Annotated in this window: 27 protein-coding genes and 1 other annotated feature; of the genes, 20 read left to right on the forward strand and 7 right to left on the reverse strand. The window is 51.0% G+C overall.

Annotation, left to right across the window (positions count from 1 at the left end):
- Positions 1-45 precede the first annotated feature (45 nt).
- The gene (locus ABRZ28_RS05635) at positions 46-492 is read right to left on the reverse strand and encodes an NUDIX domain-containing protein (protein ID WP_319602617.1); all 447 of its coding nucleotides are present in this window, start codon (positions 490-492) and stop codon (positions 46-48) included.
- Positions 485-1138: a 23S rRNA pseudouridine(2457) synthase RluE gene (gene rluE / locus ABRZ28_RS05640; protein ID WP_330519693.1), complete on the reverse strand. Its 654-nt coding sequence runs from the start codon at positions 1136-1138 to the stop codon at positions 485-487. The genes ABRZ28_RS05635 and rluE overlap by 8 nt, the downstream gene beginning before the upstream one ends.
- 101 nt (positions 1139-1239) lie before the next feature.
- On the opposite strand from rluE, the gene icd reads away from it, so the two are divergent.
- The 3 genes from icd to ABRZ28_RS05655 all read left to right on the forward strand — a co-directional run bounded on the left by icd (position 1240) and on the right by ABRZ28_RS05655 (position 4577).
- Positions 1240-2493 (forward strand): NADP-dependent isocitrate dehydrogenase, encoded by a 1254-nt coding sequence (gene icd / locus ABRZ28_RS05645; RefSeq protein WP_319602615.1) that lies wholly within the window; start codon positions 1240-1242, stop codon positions 2491-2493.
- Positions 2494-2721: 228 nt separating this feature from the next.
- Positions 2722-3885, forward strand: a complete 1164-nt coding sequence (locus ABRZ28_RS05650) for an MFS transporter (RefSeq protein ID WP_442878676.1) — start codon at positions 2722-2724, stop codon at positions 3883-3885.
- Between the two features lie 434 nt (positions 3886-4319).
- Positions 4320-4577 carry a hypothetical protein gene (locus tag ABRZ28_RS05655; protein WP_319602613.1) on the forward strand — a complete coding sequence of 86 codons (258 nt, stop codon included), beginning with the start codon at positions 4320-4322 and terminating at the stop codon, positions 4575-4577.
- A gap of 127 nt (positions 4578-4704) precedes the next feature.
- Here the strand turns inward: ABRZ28_RS05655 and ABRZ28_RS05660 are convergent, their stop codons facing one another.
- On the reverse strand, positions 4705-5247 hold the full coding sequence (locus ABRZ28_RS05660; RefSeq protein ID WP_319602612.1) for an NADPH-dependent FMN reductase: 543 nt from the start codon (positions 5245-5247) through the stop codon (positions 4705-4707).
- A gap of 106 nt (positions 5248-5353) precedes the next feature.
- The gene (locus ABRZ28_RS05665; RefSeq protein WP_330519695.1) at positions 5354-6745 is read right to left on the reverse strand and encodes an NAD-dependent succinate-semialdehyde dehydrogenase; all 1392 of its coding nucleotides are present in this window, start codon (positions 6743-6745) and stop codon (positions 5354-5356) included.
- A 271-nt stretch (positions 6746-7016) separates the two neighbouring features.
- On the opposite strand from ABRZ28_RS05665, the gene ABRZ28_RS05670 reads away from it, so the two are divergent.
- The 8 genes from ABRZ28_RS05670 to ABRZ28_RS05705 all read left to right on the forward strand — a co-directional run bounded on the left by ABRZ28_RS05670 (position 7017) and on the right by ABRZ28_RS05705 (position 16923).
- Positions 7017-7763: an IclR family transcriptional regulator gene (locus ABRZ28_RS05670; protein ID WP_319602610.1), complete on the forward strand. Its 747-nt coding sequence runs from the start codon at positions 7017-7019 to the stop codon at positions 7761-7763.
- A gap of 282 nt (positions 7764-8045) precedes the next feature.
- Entirely contained in the window at positions 8046-10205 is a 2160-nt protein-coding gene (locus ABRZ28_RS05675) for a putative bifunctional diguanylate cyclase/phosphodiesterase (protein WP_330519696.1), read from the forward strand.
- Between the two features lie 124 nt (positions 10206-10329).
- The gene (locus ABRZ28_RS05680) at positions 10330-12072 is read left to right on the forward strand and encodes a LytS/YhcK type 5TM receptor domain-containing protein (RefSeq protein ID WP_330519697.1); all 1743 of its coding nucleotides are present in this window, start codon (positions 10330-10332) and stop codon (positions 12070-12072) included.
- Positions 12069-12818: a LytR/AlgR family response regulator transcription factor gene (locus tag ABRZ28_RS05685; protein WP_319602607.1), complete on the forward strand. Its 750-nt coding sequence runs from the start codon at positions 12069-12071 to the stop codon at positions 12816-12818. Before ABRZ28_RS05680 ends, ABRZ28_RS05685 begins: the two co-directional genes overlap by 4 nt.
- Positions 12819-13004: 186 nt before the next feature.
- Positions 13005-14228: an L-lactate MFS transporter gene (locus ABRZ28_RS05690; protein ID WP_319602606.1), complete on the forward strand. Its 1224-nt coding sequence runs from the start codon at positions 13005-13007 to the stop codon at positions 14226-14228.
- Between the two features lie 276 nt (positions 14229-14504).
- Complete coding sequence (htpX, locus tag ABRZ28_RS05695; protein WP_319602605.1) at positions 14505-15386, forward strand: protease HtpX; 882 nt, start codon at positions 14505-14507, stop codon at positions 15384-15386.
- 239 nt (positions 15387-15625) lie between these two features.
- Positions 15626-16417, forward strand: coding sequence for a DNA-binding transcriptional regulator KdgR (gene kdgR / locus ABRZ28_RS05700; protein WP_330519698.1), 792 nt, complete (start codon positions 15626-15628; stop codon positions 16415-16417).
- A gap of 239 nt (positions 16418-16656) precedes the next feature.
- A complete protein-coding gene (locus ABRZ28_RS05705; protein WP_330519699.1) occupies positions 16657-16923 on the forward strand; it encodes a YebO family protein in 267 nt (88 codons plus the stop codon).
- A 192-nt stretch (positions 16924-17115) separates the two neighbouring features.
- Here the strand turns inward: ABRZ28_RS05705 and ABRZ28_RS05710 are convergent, their stop codons facing one another.
- On the reverse strand, positions 17116-17550 hold the full coding sequence (locus tag ABRZ28_RS05710; protein ID WP_330519700.1) for an FMN-binding protein: 435 nt from the start codon (positions 17548-17550) through the stop codon (positions 17116-17118).
- 347 nt (positions 17551-17897) lie between these two features.
- Here ABRZ28_RS05710 and ABRZ28_RS05715 point away from each other — a divergent pair, with 347 nt between their 5' ends.
- From ABRZ28_RS05715 to ihfA, 9 genes are all read left to right on the forward strand, one after another.
- Positions 17898-18320, forward strand: coding sequence for a hypothetical protein (locus ABRZ28_RS05715; RefSeq protein WP_319602601.1), 423 nt, complete (start codon positions 17898-17900; stop codon positions 18318-18320).
- A 420-nt stretch (positions 18321-18740) separates the two neighbouring features.
- Positions 18741-20669 (forward strand): threonine--tRNA ligase, encoded by a 1929-nt coding sequence (gene thrS, locus ABRZ28_RS05720; protein ID WP_319602600.1) that lies wholly within the window; start codon positions 18741-18743, stop codon positions 20667-20669.
- Between the two features lie 3 nt (positions 20670-20672).
- The gene (gene infC, locus ABRZ28_RS05725) at positions 20673-21215 is read left to right on the forward strand and encodes a translation initiation factor IF-3 (protein WP_072065893.1); all 543 of its coding nucleotides are present in this window, start codon (positions 20673-20675) and stop codon (positions 21213-21215) included.
- 98 nt (positions 21216-21313) lie between these two features.
- Positions 21314-21511, forward strand: a complete 198-nt coding sequence (gene rpmI, locus ABRZ28_RS05730; protein WP_048639028.1) for a 50S ribosomal protein L35 — start codon at positions 21314-21316, stop codon at positions 21509-21511.
- 43 nt (positions 21512-21554) lie between these two features.
- Positions 21555-21911: a 50S ribosomal protein L20 gene (gene rplT, locus ABRZ28_RS05735; RefSeq protein ID WP_048639027.1), complete on the forward strand. Its 357-nt coding sequence runs from the start codon at positions 21555-21557 to the stop codon at positions 21909-21911.
- A 147-nt stretch (positions 21912-22058) separates the two neighbouring features.
- Positions 22059-22184: a sequence feature (Phe leader region), on the forward strand.
- Entirely contained in the window at positions 22065-22109 is a 45-nt protein-coding gene (gene pheM / locus ABRZ28_RS05740) for a pheST operon leader peptide PheM (protein WP_121514181.1), read from the forward strand. Its footprint overlaps the feature before it by 45 nt.
- 101 nt (positions 22185-22285) lie before the next feature.
- Positions 22286-23269, forward strand: a complete 984-nt coding sequence (gene pheS / locus ABRZ28_RS05745; RefSeq protein ID WP_319602599.1) for a phenylalanine--tRNA ligase subunit alpha — start codon at positions 22286-22288, stop codon at positions 23267-23269.
- Between the two features lie 15 nt (positions 23270-23284).
- On the forward strand, positions 23285-25672 hold the full coding sequence (gene pheT, locus ABRZ28_RS05750; protein ID WP_330519702.1) for a phenylalanine--tRNA ligase subunit beta: 2388 nt from the start codon (positions 23285-23287) through the stop codon (positions 25670-25672).
- Positions 25673-25676: 4 nt separating this feature from the next.
- Positions 25677-25973, forward strand: a complete 297-nt coding sequence (ihfA, locus tag ABRZ28_RS05755) for an integration host factor subunit alpha (RefSeq protein ID WP_009112984.1) — start codon at positions 25677-25679, stop codon at positions 25971-25973.
- 48 nt (positions 25974-26021) lie between these two features.
- Here ihfA and ABRZ28_RS05760 read toward each other — a convergent pair whose 3' ends face one another.
- A complete protein-coding gene (locus ABRZ28_RS05760) occupies positions 26022-26378 on the reverse strand; it encodes a GNAT family N-acetyltransferase (RefSeq protein WP_319602597.1) in 357 nt (118 codons plus the stop codon).
- Positions 26379-26526: 148 nt separating this feature from the next.
- Positions 26527-26883, reverse strand: coding sequence for a nitrous oxide-stimulated promoter family protein (locus tag ABRZ28_RS05765; RefSeq protein ID WP_319602596.1), 357 nt, complete (start codon positions 26881-26883; stop codon positions 26527-26529).
- Between the last annotated feature and the right edge of the window lie 15 nt (positions 26884-26898).

Genomic DNA, 26898 nt, shown 5'->3' on the forward strand with positions numbered 1-26898 from the left:
CATGTTGCGGCTGGGCCTGCACCGCTATTCCTGCGGCATCATTCGCTAAAACGGCCAGTTAAACGCGCCAAGCAGCGTTAACGGGTAACGTTCAGGCTGCTGATAGCGACGAATACTCTCCGCGACCAACGGCGATCGCAATTGGCCGGAGTGGATAATTTCCTCCGCCGTCAACCAGCGACAGCACTCTATATCGCTGTCGTGAGGCTGCGTTGCCATTTTATACGGCAGATCGAGGGCAAAGCAGAACCGCAGGAACGGCGTGCGGTCAGGCGCGATCCATTGGTGCAATTGCAGGAAGCTCTGTGGTTCAGCCTGAATGCCCGTTTCTTCCCACAGCTCGCGGCCGGCGGCCTGAATGAGCGTTTCGTCGGCTTCCAGATGCCCGGCGGGTTGATTCCACAGCAGTTTATCGTTAATCAACTCTTCGACCACCAGAAAATGGTTTTCCGCCTGCACCACGCAGGCAACGGTAACGTGCGGTTTAAACATCGACGATCTCCTTCCATTCTCCGGGTAACAGGCCTTCCACAATCTGATTAGCCATGCCATAGCGGATCAGACGCAGCGTGGGGTAGCCAATATTTGCCGTCATGCGCCGCACCTGACGGTTGCGACCTTCATGCAGGGTGATTTTTAGCCAGCAGACGGGAATGCTTTTTCGCTGCCGAATAGGCGGGACCCGCTCCCACAGCCAGTCAGGCTCCGGCACGATTTCGGCGCCGGCGGGTAAAGTTTTACCGTCTTTAAGCTCAAGACCGCTACGGAACTGGGTAAGTGCATTTTCATCCGGAACCCCTTCAACCTGAGCATAATAGGTTTTTGCTGTTTTATGGATGGGGTCGGTGAGTTTAGACTGAAGTTTTCCATCATTAGTGAGGATCATCAGTCCTTCGCTGTCGCGGTCCAAACGGCCGGCCGCGTAAACGCCGCGAATCGGGATATAGTCTTTCAGCGTGGATCGGCCGGCCTCATCGGTGAATTGCGGCAGCACATCAAAGGGTTTATTGAACAAGACGATACGCCGGGGCTCCTGATGCCCGCGTTTTTTCGCAGGTTGGGAGCTGAATCGTTTAACTCGGTGATTTTTAACAGGGAATTTATTCATCATCTTTATAGCCGCGGATAACAAAAGCATTATACTCGAAAAGGTTTGCGATTGGCGCGGGCAAAATATTCAAGTAGTATCGACTCACATCTTACAAGTCATTAACAAAATTGCGCTCGAAGGAGAGGTTAATGGAAAGCAAAGTAGTGGTACCGACAGCGGGTCAAAAGATCACGGTTGATGGCCAGGGCAAATTGAACGTTCCCGATAATCCGGTGATCCCCTTTATCGAAGGGGACGGCATTGGTGTTGACGTTACGCCGGCGATGATCGACGTGGTTAATGCCGCAGTCAAAAAAGCTTATCAAGGCAAACGCGCAATTTCCTGGATGGAAATTTATACCGGCGAAAAATCAACGCAGGTTTATGGCAAAGACGTGTGGCTGCCGGAAGAAACGCTGGATCTGATTCGTGAATATCGGGTGGCGATCAAAGGGCCGTTAACCACGCCGGTCGGCGGCGGCATTCGCTCTCTGAACGTCGCATTGCGCCAGCAACTGGATCTGTATATCTGCTTGCGTCCGGTGCGCTATTACGAAGGTACGCCAAGCCCGGTAAAACACCCGGAACTGACCGATATGGTGATCTTCCGTGAAAACGCCGAAGATATTTATGCCGGTATCGAATGGAAAGCGGATTCCGCGGAAGCGGATAAAGTGATTAAGTTCCTGCGCGATGAAATGGGCGTGCATAAAATCCGTTTCCCGCAACATTGCGGCATCGGCATCAAACCTTGTTCCGAGGAAGGAACGAAGCGCCTGGTGCGCGCGGCGATTGAATATGCCATCACCAACGATCGCGACTCGCTCACGCTGGTTCATAAAGGCAATATCATGAAATTCACCGAGGGCGCCTTTAAAGACTGGGGCTACCAACTGGCGCGCGAAGAGTTCGGCGGTGAACTGATTGACGGCGGACCCTGGGTTAAAATCAAGAACCCGAAAACCGGTAAAGACATTATCGTTAAAGACGTGATTGCCGATGCGTTTTTACAACAGATTCTGCTGCGTCCCGCCGAGTATGATGTTATCGCCTGTATGAACCTGAACGGCGACTATATTTCCGACGCGTTGGCGGCGCAGGTTGGCGGTATCGGCATCGCGCCGGGCGCCAATATCGGCGACGAATGCGCGCTGTTTGAAGCCACTCACGGCACCGCGCCGAAGTATGCCGGTCAGGATAAAGTGAACCCAGGTTCCATTATTCTGTCCGCGGAAATGATGCTGCGCCATCTGCAATGGTTCGAAGCCGCCGACCTGATTGTTAAAGGCGTTGAAGGGGCGATCAAGAACAAGACCGTGACCTACGATTTCGAACGTCTGATGGAAGGCGCTAAGCTGCGGAAATGTAGCGAGTTCGCGCAGGACATCATCGATAACATGTAATCACTTTTTTGCTGCTCCCCAAAGGGGCCATGCGGCCCCTTTGGTTTGCCGATAAACCGTTTTTGCGCAAAAATCGTTCTGTTTTTGTATTTAACCATTGTCCAATCCTGTCTCCCGTTGTTTTTGCCTTTTCTTTCTCAAGCGCGGCCGGTCATTTCCGGCTATCTCTTGCGCAATCTGACGTGCTATCTTCATCCATCAGGTCAGCCAGCAGTTGAACGCGCAATGATTTTTTCTTCCAAACATCAGCAGCATTATTTCACCTTGATGATGATTATCGCCGCATCGCTGGTGGGATTGATCACGGGTTACACATTGCCGCTTATCAGCCTGCGCCTGGCTGCGTTGGGGCATGGGGCGGCATTGCTGGGGCTGATTTCAGCGCTTCCGGCGGCGGGCATGTTTATTTCATCGTTTATTACGCCGATGCTCAGCCGGCGGATGAAAGTGAAAATACTGCTGGTGTTGAGTCTGATGTTTCTCTCCGCCTCAACGGTGGCATCGTGCCTGTTGAGCGATCCCCTGACATTGATTTTCCCTCGTCTGGTGACGGGACTTGCCAGCGGCATTGTGATTGTCATCGGCGAAAGTTGGATCGCCGGGGCGGCATCGGATCGCTACAAGGCGACATTCACCGGTATTTACACCTCCGCATTTACCGGATTTCAACTGGTTGGGCCGTTGCTGATTGTGGCCGGTGATGCCTACGCGGGGATGGCGGTCTGGTCGATCGGTATTACGACCGCCGTGTGTGCATTGCTGATTGTTCCGTGTCGCGACCTTGTCCGTTCGGAAGAGAAAACGCCGATCGTTTATCGTCGCATATTGAAAACCGTGACGGCCATTGCCGTGGGCGTACTGTGTTTTTCCTTTTTTGACGCCAGCGTGTTATCGCTATTTCCGCTTTATGGCATGGCAAACGGCTTGACGGAACAAACCGCTGCGCTTCTGGTTACCGTTATTTTCCTGGGGGATGCGCTGCTGCAACCCGTTATGGGATGGATGGCGGATAAATTTGGCGTCAGGCGCGTTCATATCAGCTGTGGCGTCATATTCTGTATCCTGCTGACGCTGTTGCCTCTGGCGTTCAATTCCCTGCATATGATGTTCCTTAACTGCTTTATTCTGGGCGCGGCGGCCGGCGCTATCTATACGTTGTCGCTTGTGCGCGCTGGGAAACGTTTTGCCGGGCAGAAACTCATTGTCGTCAATTCGGTTTTCGGCGTTGTCTGGGGCGCCGGCAGTGTAACGGGACCGGCGCTGACCGGCGGCGTCGTGTCCCTTATGGGGTACGGCGGGCTGATTTTTTGCCTTGTCGGCGTAGGGGTAATTTTTCTGGCGGCGCAATTTCTGTCCGTCAGCGAGCAACATCAGGCGCAGACAACAGGCTGACCATGACCGAGACGCGTTGCTGTTTTCCATCCGTCAGGTTGTCGCGTTCGATTTTCTCTGGCGCGATAAAATATCGATAGGGTTAAGCAGGGGAGAATCAGATTTTACCAACCTGGTGGTTTACGCCAAAATTGGGATTATCATTGGTAAAAAATACTATTCCGTGACGTGTGCCATACTTTCTTCTGTGAAATGCCGGGCATGGGCCGTTTATGATTATATTTATGCTGATTATCACAAAGCCTAATGAAATTTAGCCGTTTATGGCTTCATCTTATTTTATTGTCGATGCTGTAGAAACGTGGAAATAAATTGATCTAAATCATAATCCGTCGGTATGTATTTTGCTCTTATGAAAATCCCGTTGAGGGAAAATTGCTCCATAGATTATGTTTCATAAAGGCATGCTAATGGCTGTGTGCCGCGGAGGATGTATGTCTGTAATTCGCACGTGTATGAGTCTTTTTGGTGGTGATACGCTAATTGTTCGTTGTTCCAACGCTTTTGATCTTGAAATGATTAATGGTTCACATACAACGGATACTCAGAATAAAGCCGCTTTACAAGACGCTATTAGCGTGAGTGCTGAGGATGAAGTTTATTTAACCGTTCCTTATACTGGCGATTGGGATTTAATCATCCATGCAAAGAATGATACTCCCGAACACTCAATAAGTTATTTTCCGGCTTAATTTGATTTTATTTAAGCGTCCATAGTGGTCAGCATATTCGGTTAGCATCATTGGTGTTGTATTACCTGTGTCGATTGTGCTTTTAAGCGGTATATGCTGGCCTGTTTTATCGAAACCGATCTCGCCATTATGCCTTGCTAATGGTGCCTGCTAACGCCGATATCTGTTGTGATATCAGTCCCTTGATTTTTTCGTCAATAAGATTGCCGTCTGCATCGAAACTACCGCTATAGGCATTTGAGAACACTTCCGGCTTATTCAAGGGATGTAAATCAAGGAACACGCAAACCTGACGCAAATGGTACTGAGCGCGAGACGTTCCCATACCGCCGCCGGAACCCATTATTGCCACCGGTTTTCCTGCCAGTAATGTGTTGTCTTCAACACGCGACAGCCAATCCAGAATATTCTTTAACGCCGGCGCCAGGGAATAATTATATTCGGTACAGGCGAGAACCAGGCCGTCTGCTTTTTTGACCTGCTGAATGATGCGTTGCACCGATTCCGGTTGCTCGGTAATGTCCGCATTATAAAACGGCACGTCGCTTAAATCGGCGATATCCAGTGATACATTGTCAGGTAATACCGACTGCGCGGCCCGCAGTAATCCTTTATTCGTTGATTTCTGACGTAAACTGCCGGCAATACCGACGAGATGTATAGTTGCCATAATATTCTCTTATATTTAAGTTCGCTGATTAAAAGCAAAGACCTGTATTTTGACTTTTCGCAGAGAAAATATCGCATACAGGTCGTTGCGTCAGGAACGGAAAAAATTAGAATTCAGCATCAATATCAACAATGTTGATTAGTTTGTGGTTAACGAATTCTTTGATGCCCAACCCAATTAATTCACGTCCATATCCGGAGCGGCGTACGCCGCCGAACGGCAGATCGGCCTTAACCATGGTCGGATGGTTAACGAAGATCATCCCGGTGGAGATTTTTTTCGCCACTTCTGCGCCATGCTGCTCATCCTGAGTAAAGACGGAACCGCCTAAACCAAAGGGAGAGTCATTGGCGATACGGATGGCGTCGTCTTCATCTTTGGCGCGGAAAAGCATAGATACCGGCCCGAAAAACTCCATGTAATAAGCCGGATTATCCGGCGTGATGTCGGTCAGAATCGTGGGTTGGACGAACGCGCCGCTTTCCGGCACTTTAGGACCGACTTCGGTTGCCGTCGCGCCATGATCCACGGCGAACTGAATCTTTTCTTTGACTTCATCGGCGGCTTTCTGTGAAGAGAGCGGGGCAAGCGTGGTTTCGGGCGACAGCGGATCGCCTGCGCGTAATCCCGCTACGCCGTCGGTATACAGCTTAAGGAAGTCATCATAGACTTCATCGACGATGATCATGCGTTTGGACGATACGCACACTTGTCCGCCATTCCAGTGACGCCCGAATACCGCCCATTTTGCGGTTTTTTGCAGTTCGGCATCGGCCAGAACGACAAATGCATCCGCGCCGCCCAGTTCGAGCGTCGATTTCTTGAGGGCTTTAGCGGCCTGCTGCGCGACAAGCGCGCCGGCATCTTCGGAACCGGTCAGCGCCACGCCCTGAACGCGCGGATCGTTGAGGATTAATTCAATCTGGCTGCGCGTGGCATACAGATTTTTGAATCCGCCAGCGGGCAAGCCTGCCTCAAGCATCAGGCGTTCGAAACGCGCCGCGCTCTGTGGAACGTTCGAGGCATGCTTCAACAGAATGGTGTTGCCGGCGGACAGTTGCGGCGCAATGATGCGGGCAATCTGGTAGTACGGGAAGTTCCAGGGTTCGATCGCCAGTAGAACCCCAAGCGGGTCATGGTATACCACCGCGTCGCCTTCGGCAGGATCGGCCACCGGAAGTTTTTCCGGCGCCAGCAGGGATTCGGCGTTTTTGGCGTAATATTCAAAAATCTGGGCAGACAGTTCGACTTCGGCCTTCGCTTCAGTGAACAGTTTCCCCATTTCCAGCGTCAGCAGTTTCGCATGTTCATCGCTGTCTTTACGCAGCAAATCGGCCGCGCGTTGTATGACGGCGCGTCGTTCGGCGAACGATGTGTTTTTCCATGTCAGAAAAGTAGCATGCGCATGTTCAATCGCTGATGAAACTTCTGCATCGGTGGCATCAGGAAAGGTTTTGATCAGTTCCCCGGTGTACGGGTTCGTTGTGGCGTATGCCATGTTATTTCTCCTTTCTTTGTGGATAGGGTGCAGCATGAACGCTGTAATACATTCAATGGGTCAGGCAAGACGTTGTATCAAGATAAACCTCGTCTGCCTACCTTGATGCGCAGCGAACGCCGATTTTTCGTTATGCATTTTTGCAAAGCTACATCAAACTTCTGACGTTAATTTAACTTTGCGTCAACATAAAATCATAATACGCTTATTTCATATCAATACAATATTAGCCACATCGTGGTACGGTTTTGAGATATTTCCGGGAGCGGCAATGCATAAAAAAAACCAAAAGATCCAGGTGATATCAAGGGCTGCAAGCATTCTGCGAGCCCTGGGATGTGAAGGCATTAGCCTGGGCGCATTAGCGTCACGCACCAATTTGCCCCGTTCGACGGTACAGCGTATCGTCGATGCGCTGAAAGAAGAAAATTTGGTTGAGGGCAGCGAATCCGGCGTCAGATTGGGATGGGGAATCAGTGAACTGGCCAAAATGTCCTATTCGGATGTCGCGGCCCAATTGCGTCGCCCGATGGAGATGTTATATGAGATGACGCACGAAACGGTGGATATTTCCACACTCTATGGCGCAGAGGTTTATTGCCTCGATCGTATCGTCTCCGACCAGACCGTTCGCGTGGTGCCGACGGCCGATCGGCCGAAACCGCTGTATGCCATGGCGAATGGCAAGGCCATCTTATCCAGTATGGACGATGACGCTATCGCCGGTCTGTTTAAGCATGGAATGCCCGCGCTGACCAAAAATACGATTACGTCGCTCGACAAGCTACTGGCGGATATCCATCGGGTGAGAGCCACCGGCTTCGCTTTTGATTACCAGGAACATGCCGAGGGGGTCTGCGCCATCGGCATCCCGCTGCAAGTGCATTGCTGCTCTCCCCATGCGATTTCCATTGTCGTACCTTCCTTTCGTTTTGAGTCACGCCTGACCATAATGAAAGAAGCTCTGACTCAAGTGAAAGCATCGTGCGTCTCGATCTTAAATAGCTATCAAGCCTGACGCCAGGATTTTGCTGCGCTGTTATGCCAAAATATATTATATATTTTAATATTTAGCGTCCTTGTTATTCTTTTTATCAGGGCGTGGTAGTCGCGAATTTTTGTCACAATAATCTATACTTTATAATATTTTTATATAGCTTGGCCGCGCGTCTTACGAGTTTGCGCTATTCCACCTGTTGTTGATATTGCTTTGTGACATTAAATAGTTCGTTCGATTTATAATTTGAAAGCTTATGTTTTAACCTGTGCATTAAAAAGAGGAATACCAGAGGGGGGCTTCATGCGTCGTGCTCCGATAGGTAAAGATGAAGTGAATCGCCTTGCTGCTCTTCGTGAGTATGGCATTAAAGGCGTATTGTTTGATTCCGGCCTTAATGACCTGATCGATCTGGCGGCAAAAATTTTCGATGCGCCTATTGTTTTGCTCTCCCTGTTGGAGTCGGAACGGCAGTTGTTTGCCGCGGGAATGGGGCTTTCAGTAAAGGAAACGCCAATTGAAATCGCCTTTTGTTCGCATGCGACGCAGGGAACGGGCATTCTGGTTGTTCCCGATGCGAGAGAAGATCCGCTTTTCAGCGACAACCCGCTGGTTACGGGCGAGCCTTACATTCGCTTTTATGCGGGCATCCCTTTACGAACGCCATCCGGCTATGCTATCGGCGCGCTATGCATTATTGATATCAAACCGCGGCCTGTTTTCAGCGCCAGAGACGAACATAGTTTGCAGGATCTGGCTTTACTGGTTATGGAGCGGCTGGAGATGCGGCGGCTTAATCTGGCGAGTCAGATGGGGCAGGCGCGTTTTGAAGATATTGCCCAAACCTCCTCCAACACCGTTATCTGCATTAATGAGAAGGGCGCCATCACTTTTTGCAATGCCGCCGCGCAAAAGATGCTCGGCTACGCCGATCATGAGCTTATCGGCCGCGGCATCGATAGCATCTTCCCCGATTCTTTTGTCACCCGTTTGCAACAGTGCTCTGCGGATGGCGCATCGTTGGCGAAAGGCGCCGCGCTGGAGTTGAATGTTCACACCAAAAGCGGCGTTTCACTTCTCGTCGAGCTGTTTCCGTCAATCTGGAGCGATAAGCATCGGGTCAGTTACGGCGCTGTCTTGCGCGATGTAAACGAGCGCCGCCGTAATGAAGAACGATTGTTTTTGCTGGCGCATCTGGATCCGTTAACCGGTCTGGCGAATCGGGCCTTATTGACGTCAAATCTGGCGCAGGCGCTGAAAACCGAAACGGCGGTTTGCATCATGCTGATCGATCTGGATGGTTTTAAGGATGTCAACGACAGTCTGGGACATGTCAGCGGTGATGATATTCTGGTCAACGTAGCCAGGAAAATACGGGAGAATGTGCGCAACGACGTTCTGGCGGCGCGCATGGGGGGCGATGAGTTCGCCCTGTTATTGCCCGGATTGGCTAATCGGCAAGCGGCCGCCAACATTGCCGGGCAGATTACGCATGCCATAGCGCAGAAGATGGTGACGGGCGATCACCTGATTAATATCAGCGCCAGTATCGGCATGGCGCTCTACCCCGAAAACGGCGTAACCGTGCAGGCGCTGCTGACCAACGCGGATTTGGCGCTGCACCAGGCCAAGGCGGAGGGCGGTAATTGCCATCGTTTATTTACGCATGCGTTACGGGAAAATTTTCAGGCCAGACAGGCGTTTCAGTCAGAATTCGCCCGGGCTTATGAAAATCACGAATTTGAAGTGTTTTATCAACCGCTTGTTTGCCTGTCGAATAACAAAATAGTGGGGGCGGAGGCGCTGCTTCGTTGGCGCCATCCCGATAAAGGCCTGCTTGCCCCGAGTGCGTTTCTCACCGCGCTGGAGTGCGGCCCCTGGGCTGAATATATCGGCGACTGGGTCTTAAGGACGGCTTGTAAACAGGCCGCCGCATGGTGTCGCGCGGGTGCGAAAGATTTTCGCATCAGCATCAATCTGTTCAGCGCGCAGTTCCGCTCAGGCGCTTTAGCGCAACAGATTATGCGTATCCTGAAGGAAACCGGTTTACGGCCCGGCTCGCTGGAATTGGAAATTACGGAAAATATCATCCTGCGCCATGATGAAAACATGTTGCAACCGCTGCATGAACTGCGAGAGGCGGGGATCGGCATCGCATTTGACGATTACGGGACCGGCTACGCCTCGCTCAGCGTGTTGAAAAACTATCCGGTCACGCGCCTTAAAATCGATCAAACCTTTGTGCGCACCTTGTGTGAATCCGATACGGATGCGGCCATTGTTTGGGCCGTACTCTACCTTGGCAAAAGCTTTGGACTCGGCGTGATTGCCGAAGGCGTTGAAACGCAGGAAGCCAGTGAGTTGCTGAAAAATCGCGGTTGCGATGAGGCGCAGGGTTATTTCTTCGGGCATCCGATGCCCGCGAAGGCGTTCACCAGATTGCTGAAGCTCAATCGTTCTTGAGTCAAGTAACAGACGTTGTTTTTAACCCTAATCTCGCCGCAATCCGTGATAACAGCTAAAAGTGGAATATAGATCGCATTTTTTCTATAGTGGCCAGCCTGTCGTCTGACCTGCGGAATGTTCTGTGCACGAAATATTCGAGATGCTATTGGCGGTGTTTGACCGTGCGGCGTTGATGCTGATTTGTTTGTTTTTTCTTACCCGGACGCGGCAATTTCGCCAGTTGCTGCAAAAGGAACAGCATTCGCCAAGAGAGCGCATACTGGCTACGGCCATTTTTTCGTTGTTCGCTCTGTTTGGCACTTACTCAGGTATCAATGTTGAAGGCTCTCTGGTCAATGTGCGCGTCATTGCGGTGATGTCCGGCGGCATCTTGTTTGGGCCTTGGGTCGGCATCGCCACCGGATTGATTGCCGGGATCCACCGTTATTTAATCGATATCGACGGCATTACCTCCGTTCCCTGCCTGATTACCAGCGTTATTGCCGGCGTGATGGCGGGCTGTATTAATCTGAAAGTCAAAAAAGAGCAACAGTGGAGCGTGGGTATTCTGGGCGGCATGCTGTGTGAATCCCTGACGATGCTGCTGGTGGTGGTCTGGGCGAAGCCCATCGAGCTGGGGATTGATATCGTTTCGCAAATCGCTACGCCGATGATCCTGGGTACGGTGTGCATCGGGCTGATTGTTTTACTGGTGCAAAGCGTCGCGAACGAAAAAGAAGTGATTGCCGCCAGACAGGCTAAACTGGCGCTGGATATTGCCCATAAAACGCTGCCTTATTTCCGGAATATCAATAGTGATTCGCTGACGACCATTTGTAATATCATCCGCACTGAAATTAATGCGGATGCGGTGGCGATTACCAATACCCGACATATTCTGGCTTATGTCGGCATCGGCGAAGAAAAATATAATATCGGACAGGATATCATCAGTCCGATGACGCAGCGGGCGATTAATGACGGCAAAATCATCATTAAAAATAATGATGAGCAGCACCTGACGCCGCAAATTCACTCAATGATCGTGATCCCCTTATGGGAGCACGGACAGGTGACCGGGACACTCAAGATTTATTATTGCCACGCGCATAAAATTACCTATTCACTACGCGTGATGGCTGTGGGGCTGTCACAGATCATGTCGACGCAGATTGAAGTTTCGCGCACGGAACAACTGCGCGATATGGCCAACAAAGCGGAGTTGCGGGCGTTACAGAGTAAAATTAATCCTCATTTTCTGTTTAACGCGCTGAATGCGATCTCTTCCTCGATTCGTATTAATCCGGATACCGCCCGACAGTTAGTGATCAATTTGTCTCGTTACCTGCGTTATAACCTGGAATTGAATGACGATTCGCTGATTGATGTAAAGAAAGAGCTCTATCAAATCCGCGACTATATCGCCATCGAACAGGCGCGTTTTGGCACGAAATTAACGGTTATCTATGACATTGATGACGATCTGTCCTATAAAATCCCCAGTCTGCTGATTCAGCCGCTGGTGGAAAACGCCATCGTCCACGGTATTCAACCCTGTCGCGGCAAAGGTACGGTAGTGGTATCGGTGAAAGATTTGGGCGATAGGCTCATGGTCGCCGTGAAAGATACCGGGCATGGGATCAGCCAGGAAACGATGGACCGGGTGGCAAGAAATGAAGTGCCGGGCAATAAGATCGGTCTGTTGAATGTTCATCATCGGGTTCGTTTATTGTACGGCGAAGGATTGCACATCCGGCGGTTGGAACCCGGTACCGAAATTTATTTTTATATTCCGCGGCGTAGTGAACAACCGATTATTTCGCCGCCCGGTGGTTCGCCAGATAAACTGAGCGCCGGCATTATGCAGTCAGGAGAGGGCCAGTGAAAGCGATTATTGTCGAGGATGAATTTCTGGCTCAGCAAGAGCTGAGCTACCTTATCAAAGCACACAGCAATATCAGTATCGAGGCGGCCTTCGATGACGGGCTGGATGTATTAAAGTATCTGCAACATAACGAAGTCGACGCCATTTTTCTGGATATCAATATCCCCTCTCTGGATGGGGTTTGTCTGGCGCAAAATATCAGTAAATTCGTACATAAACCTTATATTATTTTTATTACCGCCTATAAGGAGCATGCCGTTGAAGCTTTTGAAGTAGAGGCTTTCGACTACATACTCAAGCCGTATCACGAGTCGCGTATCGTGACCATGCTGAATAAACTTGAGGCGCTCTGGCAACAGAGACTGTCGCCGGCGATCACCGAGCAGGGGAACAGCATCGGCGCGGCGCGCAACGTGCAGAAAACCATCAATCTGGTGAAAGATGAGCGTATTATCGTGACGGATATTAACAATATCTATTACGCGGCGGCGCAGGAGAAAGTCACGCTGGTTTATACCCGGCGAGAGGAGTTCATCATGCCGATGAATATCACCGAGTTCTGTAGCCGCTTGCCGGAGGCGTATTTCTTTCGTTGCCATCGCTCTTACTGCGTTAATCTGACTAAAATCCGCGAAATCGTTCCCTGGTTCAACAACACTTATATTCTGCGTCTTAACGATCAGGAGTTCGAGGTGCCGGTGAGCCGCAGCAAGATAAAAGAATTCAGGTCATTGATGCGTCTTTAGATGCATTTCATTCCGCATTTCAGGCATTTCATTCCCTATTCGAACAACCCCTGTCCGCCCGCTTGTATACTGGCTTCAGCACCTAAGCTGACAGTGTTTTTCGGCGATATGTTTCTCCACACATCAGCTTATATTTTTTAGCGTGCCGATCTATTCGGACCATATTTCAGATGTAGGGGAAAACCCATGCAGGCGAAACCGGCAAATCGCAGTTTAATCGTTTTAGGCACCATCATTACCCAAATGGGACTGGGTACTATTTATACCTGGAGCTTGTTCAATCAACCGATGGTTGATAAGTTCGGCTGGTCGCTGAGCTCCGTGGCCGCCACCTTTTCCATTACCAGTTTCAGTCTGGCCGTGGCGACATTGTTTGCCGGTAAATTTCAGGAACGCGTCGGTATTCGTCGTTTGACTTTGTTAGCCGGTATTGCTCTGGGATCAGGTCTGATGGCCGTCTCCGGCGCGTCGTCGATTGCGCTGGTCTATCTTTTGATGGGCGTGGTGGTCGGTTTTGCCGACGGCGCCGCCTACATCACGACGTTGTCCAATCTGATTAAGTGGTTTCCCGAACGTAAAGGCTTAATCGCCGGTATTTCTGTCGGAGCCTTTGGCGCGGGCAGCTTGTTGTTCAAATATGTCAATCAGTTCCTGATTGCTGAAGTCGGCGTCTCAGCGACTTTCTTTTACTGGGGCGTTATTGTGATGGCAATGATTATTGCCGGCAGCGCGCTGTTGAAAGAACCGGATTTGAGCGTGGCGGCAAATCGGCGGTCGGAACAAGGACGCGCGCCTGATTTTTCATTGGGCGAGATGCTGGCGAGGAAAGAATCTTATCTGCTGTTCATCATCTTTTTTACCGCCTGCATGAGTGGTTTGTATCTGATCGGCGTAGTAAAAGATATCGGCGTGCAGATGGCCGGCATGAGCATGGCGACGGCGGCTAACGCGGTTTCTGCGATTGCCGTATTCAACACGGCAGGGCGCATCGTGCTTGGCGCGATTTCAGACAATGTCGGTCGTCTGCGAGTGATAGCCTTTACCCTGCTGGTTACCATGATTGCGGTTTCCGTGATGACCTTCCTGCCGCTTAATCCGCTCCTGTTCTTTGCCTGCGTCAGTGCGATTGCTTTCTGCTTCGGCGGCAATATCACCGTCTTCCCGGCAATCGTGGGCGACTTTTTCGGCCTGGAAAATCACAGTAAGAACTATGGCGTGATTTATCAGGGATTCGGCATCGGCGCGCTGTCCGGATCGTTCATCGCCACGCAGTTGGGCGGTTTCCACGCGACCTTTATGGCGATCATCGTGATGTCGGGAGTATCGTTGCTGATCGCGCTGTGGATAAAACCGCCGAAACGCCAACCGGCGTCTTCAATGAAGACCGCCGTGGCGCATGCGCAAAGTTAACCAGGCCAGCGTTGCTGTTTAACGCCGCCGGCGTATCGTTATTCTGACGGGAGCATGATTGCTCCCGTTTTCTGTATGGCGGTCAGCTTCTGTAATGGATTTGTTATCAATACGCGCATTCAACTGGCCCCGGCATTGGGGATTTCTCCTTATAAAATGTAAAGTTATGTTGATTTAGTAACTGAAAAGTTAAGAATGCTTGAAAATGGCGGCACAGCCCATACGATGTATGCGTTACAAACTTTTTATTTTTCTGCGAGAGGAAATCAGACTTCTATGATGCGTATTGCGCTTTTCCTGATCACCAACCTGGCGGTGATGTTGGTTTTCGGGCTGATTCTTAGCCTGACGGGAATCCAAGGCAGCAGTGCCCAGGGTTTATTGATCATGGCCGGGCTGTTCGGCTTTGGCGGTGCCTTTGTCTCACTGCTGATGTCTAAATGGATGGCATTACGATCTGTCGGTGGGGAAGTGATTGAGCAACCACGGAATGAGACGGAACGTTGGTTGCTGGAAACCGTCCGTTCGCAGTCTCAGCAGGTCGGTATCGTTATGCCGCAGGTGGCGATTTATCATGCGCCGGATATTAACGCGTTTGCGACCGGCGCCCGCCGAGACGCGTCGCTGGTCGCGGTCAGCACCGGGCTACTGCAAAACATGAGCCGTGATGAAGCGGAAGCGGTGATCGCGCATGAAATCAGCCACGTGGCTAATGGCGATATGGTGACCATGACCTTGATTCAGGGCGTCGTGAACACCTTCGTCATCTTTATTTCCCGTATCATCGCTCAGCTCGCTTCCGGTTTCCTGTCCGGCAATCGTAGCGACGGAGAGAGCAGCAACGGTAATCCGCTGATCTATTTTGCCGTTGCGACGGTGCTGGAACTGGTGTTCGGCATTCTTGCCAGCATCATAACCATGTGGTTCTCGCGCTATCGTGAGTTCCATGCGGATGCCGGTTCGGCGAAGCTGGTCGGGCGTGAAAAAATGATTGCGGCCTTACAGCGTTTGAAGACCAGTTATGAACCGCAGGAAGAAGGCAGCATTATGGCTTTCTGTATCAATGGTAAATCCAAGTCGTTCAGCGAATTGTTTATGTCGCACCCCCCGCTGGATAAACGCATTGAAGCGCTGCGCTCTGGCGCCTATCTGAAGTAAGCTTACTTGTTTTTCCAAAGGCCCTTGTCGGGCCTTTGTTTTTTGTTTCCCGCCGATCATGGTTATCCCGCTTGAATGCATTGCCGGCAAGCGGCTAACAATATTATTTATAGCCGGATATCCATTACAGCGGCTTGATTATCGCCGCTGTTCCATTGCCTTAAGCAAAGTGTTCCCCTTATACTAAAACCCGCGTTCTATTTTTTTAAAACAAGAAAAATAAGTAGGGAAACCACAAAATGGCCATTGCAGATTTAGATAAACAGCCCGATTCCGTGTCATCCGTGCTAAAGGTTTTTGGTATTTTGCAGGCATTGGGTGAAGAGCGCGAAATCGGTATTACCGAACTTTCCCAGCGCGTGATGATGTCTAAAAGCACCGTTTATCGATTCTTGCAGACGATGAAATCTTTGGGTTATGTGGCGCAGGAAGGTGAATCGGAAAAATATTCACTGACGTTAAAGCTGTTTGAACTCGGCGCCAAAGCGTTGCAGAACGTTGATTTAATCCGTAGCGCGGATATTCAGATGCGCGAGCTTTCCGCGCTGACGCGGGAAACCATTCATCTGGGCGCATTGGATGAAGACAGCATTGTCTATATCCACAAGATTGACTCAATGTATAACCTGCGCATGCATTCGCGTATCGGTCGCCGCAACCCGTTATACAGCACCGCTATTGGTAAAGTTCTGCTGGCCTGGCGCGACAGGGAAGAGGTTCATGAAATCCTGGCGAACGTCGAGTTTACCCGCAGCACTCCCCATACCCTCGGCTCGCTTGAGGAATTGCTGGCGCAGTTGGATGTCGTTCGCGAGCAGGGCTACGGCGAAGATAACGAAGAGCAGGAAGAAGGGCTGCGCTGTATCGCCGTGCCGGTGTTTGATCGCTTCGGGGTCGTTATCGCCGGTCTGAGTATTTCATTCCCAACCATTCGTTTCTCTGAAGAAAACAAGATCGGATACGTCGATATACTCCATACCGCCGCCAGAAATATCTCTGAGCAAATGGGTTATCATGACTACCCATTCTGAGCCGGGAATAGCCTGACAAGCCGGTCTTAAGCCTATCCCCTCAGCTACCCATTACGCATACTGGGATGGCGCTTGTCTTGGCGAACGATTTTCCGAGCCATACCTTTGTGGCCTCGCCGGCGACGTTTACATGTCAACGTCGAGGTTTATCGCCCGTATCGGATATGGCAAGGATATCGAACTTACCCGGAGCTTGGTGCTAAGATGGATCCTCGTGAGTTGTCGTTTGGCAGACTGTTATGAATGGATTAGGTGTGAACACATTAGAAATGCTTTTTGCCGTATTGGTCGCGCTGCTGGTATTACTGGTTTGGTTTTTTATCAACCGGGCGAGCGTCAGAGCCAATGAGCAAATCAGACTGTTACGGGAGATAGTCGAACAACAGCGACAGCAGTTGGAACTGTTGAAACGATTGGCGCCGCAGCAGGCGAGCGAAGCGGCTGAGAAATCGCCGGAGCAAGACGATGTCGCGCTCGATTTTAAAGACATCATTCCCGAGCGATAATCTCTGCTAACGTCATCCTTGCTGACAACCGGGTAATAAATTCATTCACGTGGTTGCGGTAAGCCATCGGAAAACGGCTTTAAGCATGTTTTGCCGGCATCAGATCGATCCCGTCCGGAATAGCGTAAGTGCAAACTATCTCGTGTTTTAACGCGATACGAGATAGTCGCACTTTACGCTTCACGATGACATTCATTCCACTTTTGCCGTCTCTGTCTTACCTGCTTTGGCGTTCTCTATTGCCGCGCCGGCCAGTATCTTAAAGTCTTCCGTCGAGTGCGTGGCCCCGGTTACGCCGTCGACGCGCTCAATATCTTGTTGCGCCACCAGGCTCTGGGCCAGTTTTACCGTATAAATTTCCGGCGATGTGCCTGTCGCGGCGGCCATGTTTTTTCCATACGCTTGATCCGATGTTTTCAGACGACCATCTTTCTCGTTGGTATAGTCAAATTTTACCGCCGCAATTTTTCCATCCTGGTAAGTCAGTTCCAGAAAGGGTTTCCAGCCATGATCGTCAAAGTTGACGGTCTCGGCCCTATAGGTGCCATCTTGAATGACGCCGTCCGCGGCAAAGGCGGCAACAGCAAAAAATCCCGTCAGCATGATAGATAACAGATTAATTTTCATACGTTATTCCTTAATAAGGATGGGCAATGACCGCGATGGAAAAAAGTCGTATGGGCAACGTTATTATTTGCAGGGAATGGTTGGTAGGTTAGCGTAGCGTTTGGTTAAATAAAGCGGGCTATTTAACAGATTTACGTCATCGCCGCATTTATTTGCATGGTAATAGGCGGGCTGAATCACAGGTTTATCCCGTCGGTAACCGGTAACCCACCTCTGCGTAAGTCAACGTCAGATAAAAAAGACGGCAGGGAAAATGTGTGGGTTGAGCCTCAGTCGGGCGCTATTTTTAAAGATTTACCAGAAACGACCGATAGACCAGGTAAGGTCAAGTAACCTGGGTCTTTATTATGCGTAAAAAAATAGCTCCGGCATTCATCATGCTGTTTATCCCCTTCTTTTTGACGGGATGTCTTGAGGAAACGCCCCCTGAAAACGTGATGAACAGTAAAATCATCCTGAGATCCGATGCTGATGACGTGGGGGGATTTACCGTCAAGCAGGTGATCGAGTCCATTCATTATTTGGAAAAATACGGCGATACCAACGTGAGGTGCCGAGGCTGGGAAAAAGCCAATGGCCGATATAGCTACATTTATACCTATGACAGCGGCGGAATAAGACATACCGTCGTCAGTGATTTCTATCCACAGGGCGATTACACCATTTTCCGCAATGCGCAGAATCCTTCATTTTCAGCCGCCAGACAGGATTTGATGGGATATGAGTCGGTATACGCACAGATAGCGATGAGAACGGGTCAGGAAAAATAAAGCCGCTTATATCATTTAATTCCTGCGGTGTCGTCGTCATCACGATATACCCATTCGTCGGGTGGACGGCGTTATGTATTAGCTGAATCCGCCAACGAGACGAAGACTGATTGGCCGTCGAGCCAACATCAGACCCGCTTTCACTCAAAAGCCTGTGCGGCAGGGCTTGCCGGGGCGCGTTTGTCGCGCGCCATGCCGATGATTAGCGTCCCTGCTTTGCTTTAACACCAGCATTATACGGTGTATTATTGCCGGGACGTTATCCATGTCACGCAGGCTGCATTTTTGATTTATGCAGCGCCATGTGTACATATTCCGCAGAGTAGAGAGGAATAGCATGGGTAATTTATTGAATTTAAATGAAAATTATTTTGTATGTGATCTTTCGTGTGGGTCACCACTGCAAATAAGGGAATTATAATGCCTGTTATTACGCTTCCTGATGGAAGTCAGCGTCATTACGACCACGCCGTTTCCCCCCTTGATGTAGCCCTCGATATCGGCCCCGGACTGGCGAAAGCCTGTATCGCCGGACGTGTGAATGGCGAACTGGTGGATGCCGGCGACAAGATCGAAAACGATGCGCAATTAGCCATCATCACCGCGAAAGATGACGCCGGCCTGGAGATTATCCGCCACTCTTGCGCGCACCTGTTGGGGCATGCGATTAAGCAATTATGGCCTGATACCAAAATGGCTATCGGCCCGGTGATCGACAACGGTTTTTATTATGACGTCGACATCGATCGGACCCTGACCCAGGAAGATATCGATCTGCTTGAAAAGCGTATGCATGAGCTTGCCAATAAAGATTATGACGTTATCAAGAAGAAAGTCAGCTGGCAGGAAGCGCGTGACGTTTTTGCCGCACGCGGCGAGACTTATAAAATAGCCATTCTTGACGAAAATATCAGTCATGACGATCGCCCCGGCTTGTATCATCATGAAGAATATATCGACATGTGCCGCGGTCCGCACGTGCCGAATATGCGTTTCTGCCATCATTTCAAGTTGCAGAAAACCTCCGGCGCATACTGGCGCGGCGACAGTAAAAATAAAATGTTGCAGCGTATTTACGGTACCGCATGGGCCGATAAAAAGCAGCTTAACGCCTATCTGCAACGGCTTGAAGAAGCGGCCAAGCGCGATCATCGCAAGATCGGCAAACAGCTCGATCTTTACCATATGCAGGAAGAAGCGCCGGGCATGGTGTTCTGGCACAATGACGGCTGGACCGTCTTCCGCGAGCTGGAAGCCTTTGTACGCATGAAGCTGAAAGCGTACCAGTATCAGGAAGTGAAAGGGCCGTTCATGATGGACCGGGTGCTGTGGGAAAAAACCGGGCACTGGGATAACTACAAAGACGCGATGTTCACCACTTCGTCGGAAAACCGTGAATATTGCATCAAGCCGATGAACTGTCCGGGCCACGTACAGATTTTCAATCAGGGATTGAAATCCTACCGCGATCTGCCGCTACGTATGGCGGAGTTCGGCAGTTGTCACCGTAACGAACCGTCCGGTTCGCTGCACGGACTGATGCGCGTGCGCGGCTTCACGCAGGATGATGCCCATATTTTCTGTACCGAAGAGCAGGTTCGCGGTGAAGTCAATAGCTGTATCAAAATGGTGTACGACATGTACAGCACCTTCGGTTTTGAAAAAATCGCGGTGAAACTGTCTACGCGTCCTGAAAAACGCATCGGCAGCGATGAAACCTGGGACCGGGCCGAGGCCGATCTGGCCGCCGCGCTGACGGAGAACGGTATCGAATTTGAATATCAGCCGGGCGAGGGCGCGTTTTACGGTCCCAAGATTGAATTTACTTTACATGATTGTTTGGATCGCGCCTGGCAGTGTGGTACGGTGCAACTCGACTTTTCATTACCGGGTCGTCTGAATGCCTCTTATGTGGGCGAAAGCAACGAACGTCAGGTGCCGGTAATGATTCACCGGGCTATTTTGGGATCAATGGAGCGTTTCATCGGTATCCTTACCGAGGAATTCGCCGGTTTCTTCCCAACCTGGTTAGCTCCGGTACAAGCGGTGATTATGAATATCACTGACAGCCAGTCTGATTATGTCGGCGAATTGACCAAAAAATTGCAAGAAGCAGGCATTCGCGTAAAAGCAGACTTGAGAAATGAGAAGATAGGCTTTAAAATCCGCGAGCATACTTTACGGCGTGTTCCCTACATGCTGGTCTGCGGCGATAAAGAGGTAGAGGCAGGAAAAGTTGCTGTCCGTACCCGCCGAGGAAAAGATTTGGGAAGCATCGACGTTAATGAAGTAATCAGTAAGCTGCAGCAAGAGATTCGCAGCCGTAGTCTTCATCAATTGGAGGAATAAGGTATTAAAGGCGGAAAACGAGTTCAACCGGCGCGTCCTAATCGCATCAACAGAGAAATTCGCGCACAAGAGGTACGCCTGACCGGCGTCGAAGGCGAACAGCTTGGTATTGTAAGTCTGAATGAAGCATTAGAAAAAGCCGAGGAAGCAGGTGTTGATTTAGTTGAAATCAGTCCGAACGCCGAGCCGCCGGTTTGCCGAATCATGGATTACGGCAAGTTCCTCTATGAGAAGAGTAAGGCTACAAAGGAACAAAAGAAGAAACAAAAAGTCATTCAGGTCAAGGAAATCAAATTCCGGCCTGGTACCGATGATGGCGACTATCAGGTCAAACTACGCAACCTGGTTCGCTTTCTGGAAGATGGCGATAAAGCCAAAATCACGCTGCGTTTCCGTGGTCGTGAAATGGCGCACCAACAGATTGGCATCGAAATGCTTAACCGCGTTCGTGACGATCTGAGTGAACTGGCGGTGGTTGAATCCTTCCCATCGAAGATTGAAGGCCGCCAGATGATCATGGTGCTCGCACCTAAGAAGAAACAGTAAGGCATTCAAGTAGCCAAACCCGCGCCGCGCTTGCGCTGTGCGGGTTTTGTTCGCCTTATCTGATTCATTGTAATTAACAATGCGAAGTGGAAATTAACATGCCAAAGATTAAAACAGTACGTGGCGCCGCTAAACGCTTCAAAAAAACCGCCAGCGGCGGTTTCAAGCGTAAGCATGCTAACCTGCGTCATATTCTGACCAAAAAAGCGACTAAACGTAAACGTCATCTGCGTCCGAAGGACATGGTCTCCAAAGGGGATCTGGGCCTGGTTATCGCATGCTTGCCGTACGCATAAGTAACCTTTTTTGAATTTAGAATAAGACTTTAGGAGAGAGCATATGGCTCGCGTAAAACGTGGTGTGGTTGCTCGCGCACGTCACAAGAAAGTATTGAAACAAGCGAAAGGTTACTACGGTGCCCGTTCGCGCGTTTATCGTGTTGCCTTCCAGGCAGTAATCAAAGCTGGTCAGTACGCTTACCGTGACCGTCGTCAACGTAAACGTCAGTTCCGTCAGCTGTGGATTGCACGTATCAATGCAGCAGCCCGTCAAAATGGCTTGTCTTACAGCAAATTCATCAACGGCCTGAAAAAAGCCTCTGTTGAAATTGACCGTAAGATCCTGGCTGATATCGCCGTATTCGATAAAGTCGCCTTCAGCGCGCTGGTCGAAAAAGCGAAAGCAGCTCTGGCATAAGTCAGTTAAAAGAGGGGGCTTTGCTCCCTCTTTTAGTTTCAGCGGTGATAAGGTTCAGATAAATAAGTATTACTGTTGACATTTTTAGCGTCTCATCTTTCAATAAAGCAGTTCTATTTTCCCGTTTTACGATGACGACAAGGTAACGCAAGTATGCATACTGCTATTTTCCGTTTCTTTTTTTACTTTAGCGCCTGAATTCAGGGGGCTTCGCGCGTAAGAAAAGAAACGAAAAGCAGCGCCTAAGCCTCCCTATAGGGAGGCTTTTTTGTTTAATGAGCATAATTTTCAATACGCGAAAAGCATCGCGCGTTATTGGGTAAATATTTTCCAATCATGACAGTTGGCCATACAGGCAGAAGAAGAGGAATGCAATGCCACATCTCGCAGAGCTGGTAGCCAAAGCCAGAACAGCCATAGAAGAGGCCGGAGACGTTGCCGCGCTGGATACCGTGCGCGTCGAATATCTCGGCAAAAAAGGTCACTTAACCCTTCAGATGACCACGCTGCGCGAGCTGCCTGCTGAAGAGCGCCCCGCCGCGGGCGCGGTGATTAATCAGGCTAAACAGGAAGTTCAGGAGGCGCTGAATGCGCGCAAGCAGGCGCTGGAATCCGCAGAGTTAAACGCCCGCCTGGCCGAAGAAACCATCGATGTGTCCCTGCCGGGCCGTACGATTGAAAACGGCGGCCTGCATCCGGTAACCCGCACCATCGACCGCATCGAAACCTTTTTCGGCGAGTTGGGCTTTTCAGTGGCGACGGGACCGGAAATTGAAGATGATTATCATAACTTCGATGCGCTGAATATTCCCGGACATCACCCCGCGCGCGCCGACCACGATACCTTCTGGTTCGACGCCTCCCGCCTGCTGCGGACGCAAACTTCCGGCGTGCAAATCCGTACCATGGAAAAACAGCAGCCGCCGATTCGCATCATCGCGCCGGGTCGGGTTTATCGTAATGATTACGACCAGACGCATACGCCGATGTTCCATCAGATGGAAGGGCTGATCGTGGATAAAAACATCAGCTTCACCAATCTGAAGGGAACCTTGCATGATTTCCTGCGCAACTTTTTTGAGGAAGATCTCCAGGTCCGTTTCCGTCCGTCCTATTTCCCATTTACCGAGCCTTCGGCTGAGGTTGACGTCATGGGCAAAAACGGCAAATGGCTGGAAGTGCTGGGCTGCGGCATGGTGCATCCTAATGTGCTGCGCAATGTGGGCATCGACCCGGAAGTGTATTCCGGTTTTGCCTTCGGTATGGGCATGGAGCGACTCACCATGTTGCGCTATGGCGTGACCGATCTGCGCGCGTTCTTTGAAAACGATTTGCGTTTCCTCAAACAGTTTAAGTAAGGCGGGAATATCATCATGAAATTCAGTGAACTCTGGTTACGCGAGTGGGTAAACCCGGCGATTGACAGTGAAGCACTATCGGAACAAATCACCATGGCCGGTCTGGAAGTCGACGGCGTTGAGCCGGTTGCCGGCGCTTTTCACGGCGTGGTTGTGGGCGAGGTGATGGAGTGCGCTCAGCATCCCAATGCGGACAAGCTGCGCGTAACGAAAGTCAATGTGGGCGGCGATCGCCTGCTGGATATCGTTTGCGGCGCGCCGAACTGCCGTCAGGGCTTGAAGGTGGCGGTCGCCACCATCGGCGCGGTATTGCCGGGCGATTTTAAAATCAAGGCCGCCAAGCTGCGCGGCGAGCCGTCTGAAGGGATGCTGTGTTCTTTCTCTGAACTGGGCGTTTCCGACGATCACGACGGCATTATCGAATTGCCGCAGGATGCGCCTGTCGGTACCGATATTCGTGATTATCTTAAGCTTGACGATAACGCCATCGATATCAGCGTAACGCCGAACCGCGCCGACTGTCTGGGCATTATCGGGATTGCTCGCGACGTGGCGGTGCTGAATCAGCAGCCGCTGACGGAACCGGCGATTACCCCGGTCGAGGCGACGATTACGGATACCTTCCCCATTCAGGTTGAAGCGCCGCAGGCCTGCCCGCGTTATCTGGGCCGCGTGGTGAAAGACATTAACGTTAAGGCCGCCACGCCGCTGTGGATGCGCGAAAAGCTGCGTCGTTGCGGTATTCGCGCCATCGATCCTGTCGTTGACGTCACGAATTACGTTTTGCTGGAGCTAGGCCAGCCGATGCACGCTTTTGATCTTGATCGTCTCGACGGCGGCATCGTTGTCCGTTTGGCGCAGGAAAATGAAGCGTTGACGCTGCTGGACGGCAACGAAGTGAAGCTGAAATCCGATACACTGGTGATTGCCGACAAGCAGAAAGCGTTGGCGCTGGGGGGGATTTTCGGCGGCGAGCATTCGGGCGTTAATGAGAATACCCGCAACGTCCTGCTGGAGTGCGCTTACTTTAATCCGCTGGCGATTACCGGACGTGCGCGTCGCCACGGCCTGCATACCGACGCCTCTCACCGCTATGAGCGAGGCGTCGATCCGGAGATGCAGGTCAAAGCGATGGAGCGTGCGACGCGCTTGTTGATTGAGATCTGCGGCGGTCAGGCCGGCCCGGTGGTCGAGGTGGTCAGCGAGGCGGATTTACCGGCCCGCGCGACGATTACGCTACGTCGTGAGAAACTGGATCGTTTAATCGGCCATCCTATCGCCGACGAGCAGGTCAGTGATATTTTGCAGCGTCTGGGCTGCAAGGTGACGAAGATCGACGCCGGATGGCAGGCGATTGCGCCAAGCTGGCGCTTTGATATGGAAATTGAAGAAGATCTGGTGGAAGAAGTCGCCCGTCTTTATGGCTACAACAATATTCCGAATGTCGCCACACAGGCGCCGTTGAAGATGACGTCTCACCGTGAGGCGAATCTTTCGCTTAAGCGCGTGAAGACGTTATTGGTCGACCATGGCTATCAGGAAGCAATTACTTACAGTTTCGTCGATCCTAAAATTCAGGCGTTAATTCATCCCGGCGAAGAAGCGTTAATTCTGCCCAGCCCGATCTCCGCCGAGATGTCCGCCATGCGGTTGTCTCTGTGGAGCGGCCTGCTGAGCGCGGTGGTGTACAACCAGAACCGTCAGCAAAACCGCCTGCGCCTGTTTGAAAGCGGCCTGCGTTTTGTGCCGGACAGCAGCGCCGATCTGGGCATTCGTCAGGAACTGATGCTGGCTGGCGTGATCACCGGCAGCCGCTACGAAGAACACTGGGATCTGGCGCGTCAGACCGTCGACTTCTATGATTTAAAAGGCGATTTGGAAGCCGTACTGGCGCTGACCGGTAAATTATCCGACATTGAATTCAAAGCGGAAAGTAATCCGGCATTGCATCCGGGGCAAAGTGCTGCTATTTATCTGTGCGGGGAACGCATTGGATTTATTGGGGTTATCCATCCGGAACTAGAGCGTAAGCTGGATCTGAATGGACGTACCGTGGTGTTTGAACTGTTGTGGAGCAAGGTCGCAGACCGCGTGCTGCCTGATGCGAGCAATATTTCTCGCTTCCCTGCAAACCGTCGTGATATCGCAATTGTAGTGGCTGAAAACGTCCCTGCCGGCGACATTTTAGCCGAATGTAAGAAAGTTGGCGCAAATCAGTTAGTTGGCGTAAACTTATTCGACGTGTACCGAGGGAAGGGCGTAGCGGATGGGTATAAGAGCCTGGCTGTGAGTCTGATCTTGCAAGATACCTCCCGTACACTGGCAGAAGAGGAAATTGCCGCTACCGTTGCACAATGCGTAGCAGCATTAAAACAGCGATTCCAAGCATCCTTGAGGGATTGAACCTATGGCGCTTACTAAAGCTGAAATGTCAGAATACCTGTTTGAGAAGCTTGGGCTGAGCAAACGGGATGCCAAAGAGCTAGTCGAGCTGTTTTTTGAAGAAGTTCGTCGCGCTTTGGAAAATGGCGAGCAGGTCAAACTGTCGGGTTTTGGCAACTTTGATTTGCGAGACAAGAACCAACGTCCGGGACGTAACCCAAAAACTGGCGAAGATATTCCGATTACGGCGCGCCGTGTGGTCACGTTCCGTCCGGGGCAAAAGTTAAAGAGTCGGGTAGAGAACGCCTCTCCCAAAGAGTAAAAGCGATAACCCAAAAGGCCGCGTAAGCGGCCTTTTTTCTTGGTGAACTTACTTGCGCGACATGTGCAGCAACGGGAAGTTATTTCCCAAACCGTCTTGTTCTGAACGACCGATCACACGAAACCCATGATGTTCATAAAAACCTTTAGCCTGCGGATTCTGTTCATTTACATCGACGCGGGTCGCCTTTACCGTGTTGACGGCGTAGTTCAGTAGCGTGCTTCCTATCCCCATTCCCCGACATTCGGGGGCGACAAATAGCATTTCAATCTTATTATCCAACGTGCCGATAAAGCCTTGCGGCCGGCCATGGCGGTCACAACAGGCGCGTAATGCCAGCGACGGCAGGTAATCATGCAAGATGTGGGGACGCAAAAGTAAAATATCCTGTTCACTGAGAAACATATGCGTCTGCCGAACTGATGCTTCCCATATATCGGTAAGCGTCGTGAATTGTTGTTTCGTTACGGAGCAAAGCGTGTGCATGACGAATATCCGATTAAAAGCGCGTAATGATGAATCCGAGCGGCGGTGATGCCGCCGGCGCGACGATCTATTGCTTTTTGCCGGTTCTTTCCGGGTAATCAGGCACCGGCCGGCGATCGTCGATCAAATGGCGGATGGCGAGAATAGGGTGATGCAGCAACATACGCGGTCCCGACCAGCGCATAATCGCTTTGATCTCTTGCCGTCGGGCGGGCTGATAGCAATGGATCGGGCAGTGCTTACAGGCCGGTTTTTCTTCGCCGAAATAACAACGCGCCAGGCGATTGACGGCGTAATCGAGCAGACGGGTATAACGCTCGCCGTCTTCTGCCGGGGCAGGATGCCGTTTTTGATAGAGGTCTATCATCAGGCTGACGGTTTTGATTTCTCGCTGCACTCGCTTTCCTGCTGGTTTTCGGGCCATATACGCGTCATCTCG

Source organism: Brenneria sp. g21c3, from assembly GCF_040240345.1.
Classification (GTDB): Bacteria; Pseudomonadota; Gammaproteobacteria; order Enterobacterales; family Enterobacteriaceae; genus Brenneria.

Coding starts and splice junctions, on each gene's coding strand:
- ABRZ28_RS05715 (WP_319602601.1), top strand. CDS start 17,898: ATGCGTAAAAAAATAGCTCCGGCATTCATCATGCTGTTTATCCCCTTC.
- rplT (WP_048639027.1), top strand. CDS start 21,555: ATGGCTCGCGTAAAACGTGGTGTGGTTGCTCGCGCACGTCACAAGAAA.
- htpX (WP_319602605.1), top strand. CDS start 14,505: ATGATGCGTATTGCGCTTTTCCTGATCACCAACCTGGCGGTGATGTTG.
- icd (WP_319602615.1), top strand. CDS start 1,240: ATGGAAAGCAAAGTAGTGGTACCGACAGCGGGTCAAAAGATCACGGTT.
- thrS (WP_319602600.1), top strand. CDS start 18,741: ATGCCTGTTATTACGCTTCCTGATGGAAGTCAGCGTCATTACGACCAC.
- ABRZ28_RS05660 (WP_319602612.1), bottom strand. CDS start 5,247: ATGGCAACTATACATCTCGTCGGTATTGCCGGCAGTTTACGTCAGAAA.
- ABRZ28_RS05665 (WP_330519695.1), bottom strand. CDS start 6,745: ATGGCATACGCCACAACGAACCCGTACACCGGGGAACTGATCAAAACC.
- ABRZ28_RS05675 (WP_330519696.1), top strand. CDS start 8,046: ATGCGTCGTGCTCCGATAGGTAAAGATGAAGTGAATCGCCTTGCTGCT.
- ihfA (WP_009112984.1), top strand. CDS start 25,677: ATGGCGCTTACTAAAGCTGAAATGTCAGAATACCTGTTTGAGAAGCTT.
- ABRZ28_RS05710 (WP_330519700.1), bottom strand. CDS start 17,550: ATGAAAATTAATCTGTTATCTATCATGCTGACGGGATTTTTTGCTGTT.
- pheS (WP_319602599.1), top strand. CDS start 22,286: ATGCCACATCTCGCAGAGCTGGTAGCCAAAGCCAGAACAGCCATAGAA.
- pheT (WP_330519702.1), top strand. CDS start 23,285: ATGAAATTCAGTGAACTCTGGTTACGCGAGTGGGTAAACCCGGCGATT.
- ABRZ28_RS05765 (WP_319602596.1), bottom strand. CDS start 26,883: ATGGCCCGAAAACCAGCAGGAAAGCGAGTGCAGCGAGAAATCAAAACC.
- kdgR (WP_330519698.1), top strand. CDS start 15,626: ATGGCCATTGCAGATTTAGATAAACAGCCCGATTCCGTGTCATCCGTG.
- ABRZ28_RS05690 (WP_319602606.1), top strand. CDS start 13,005: ATGCAGGCGAAACCGGCAAATCGCAGTTTAATCGTTTTAGGCACCATC.
- ABRZ28_RS05705 (WP_330519699.1), top strand. CDS start 16,657: ATGAATGGATTAGGTGTGAACACATTAGAAATGCTTTTTGCCGTATTG.
- ABRZ28_RS05635 (WP_319602617.1), bottom strand. CDS start 492: ATGTTTAAACCGCACGTTACCGTTGCCTGCGTGGTGCAGGCGGAAAAC.
- rpmI (WP_048639028.1), top strand. CDS start 21,314: ATGCCAAAGATTAAAACAGTACGTGGCGCCGCTAAACGCTTCAAAAAA.
- ABRZ28_RS05760 (WP_319602597.1), bottom strand. CDS start 26,378: ATGTTTCTCAGTGAACAGGATATTTTACTTTTGCGTCCCCACATCTTG.
- ABRZ28_RS05670 (WP_319602610.1), top strand. CDS start 7,017: ATGCATAAAAAAAACCAAAAGATCCAGGTGATATCAAGGGCTGCAAGC.
- rluE (WP_330519693.1), bottom strand. CDS start 1,138: ATGCTTTTGTTATCCGCGGCTATAAAGATGATGAATAAATTCCCTGTT.
- ABRZ28_RS05655 (WP_319602613.1), top strand. CDS start 4,320: ATGTCTGTAATTCGCACGTGTATGAGTCTTTTTGGTGGTGATACGCTA.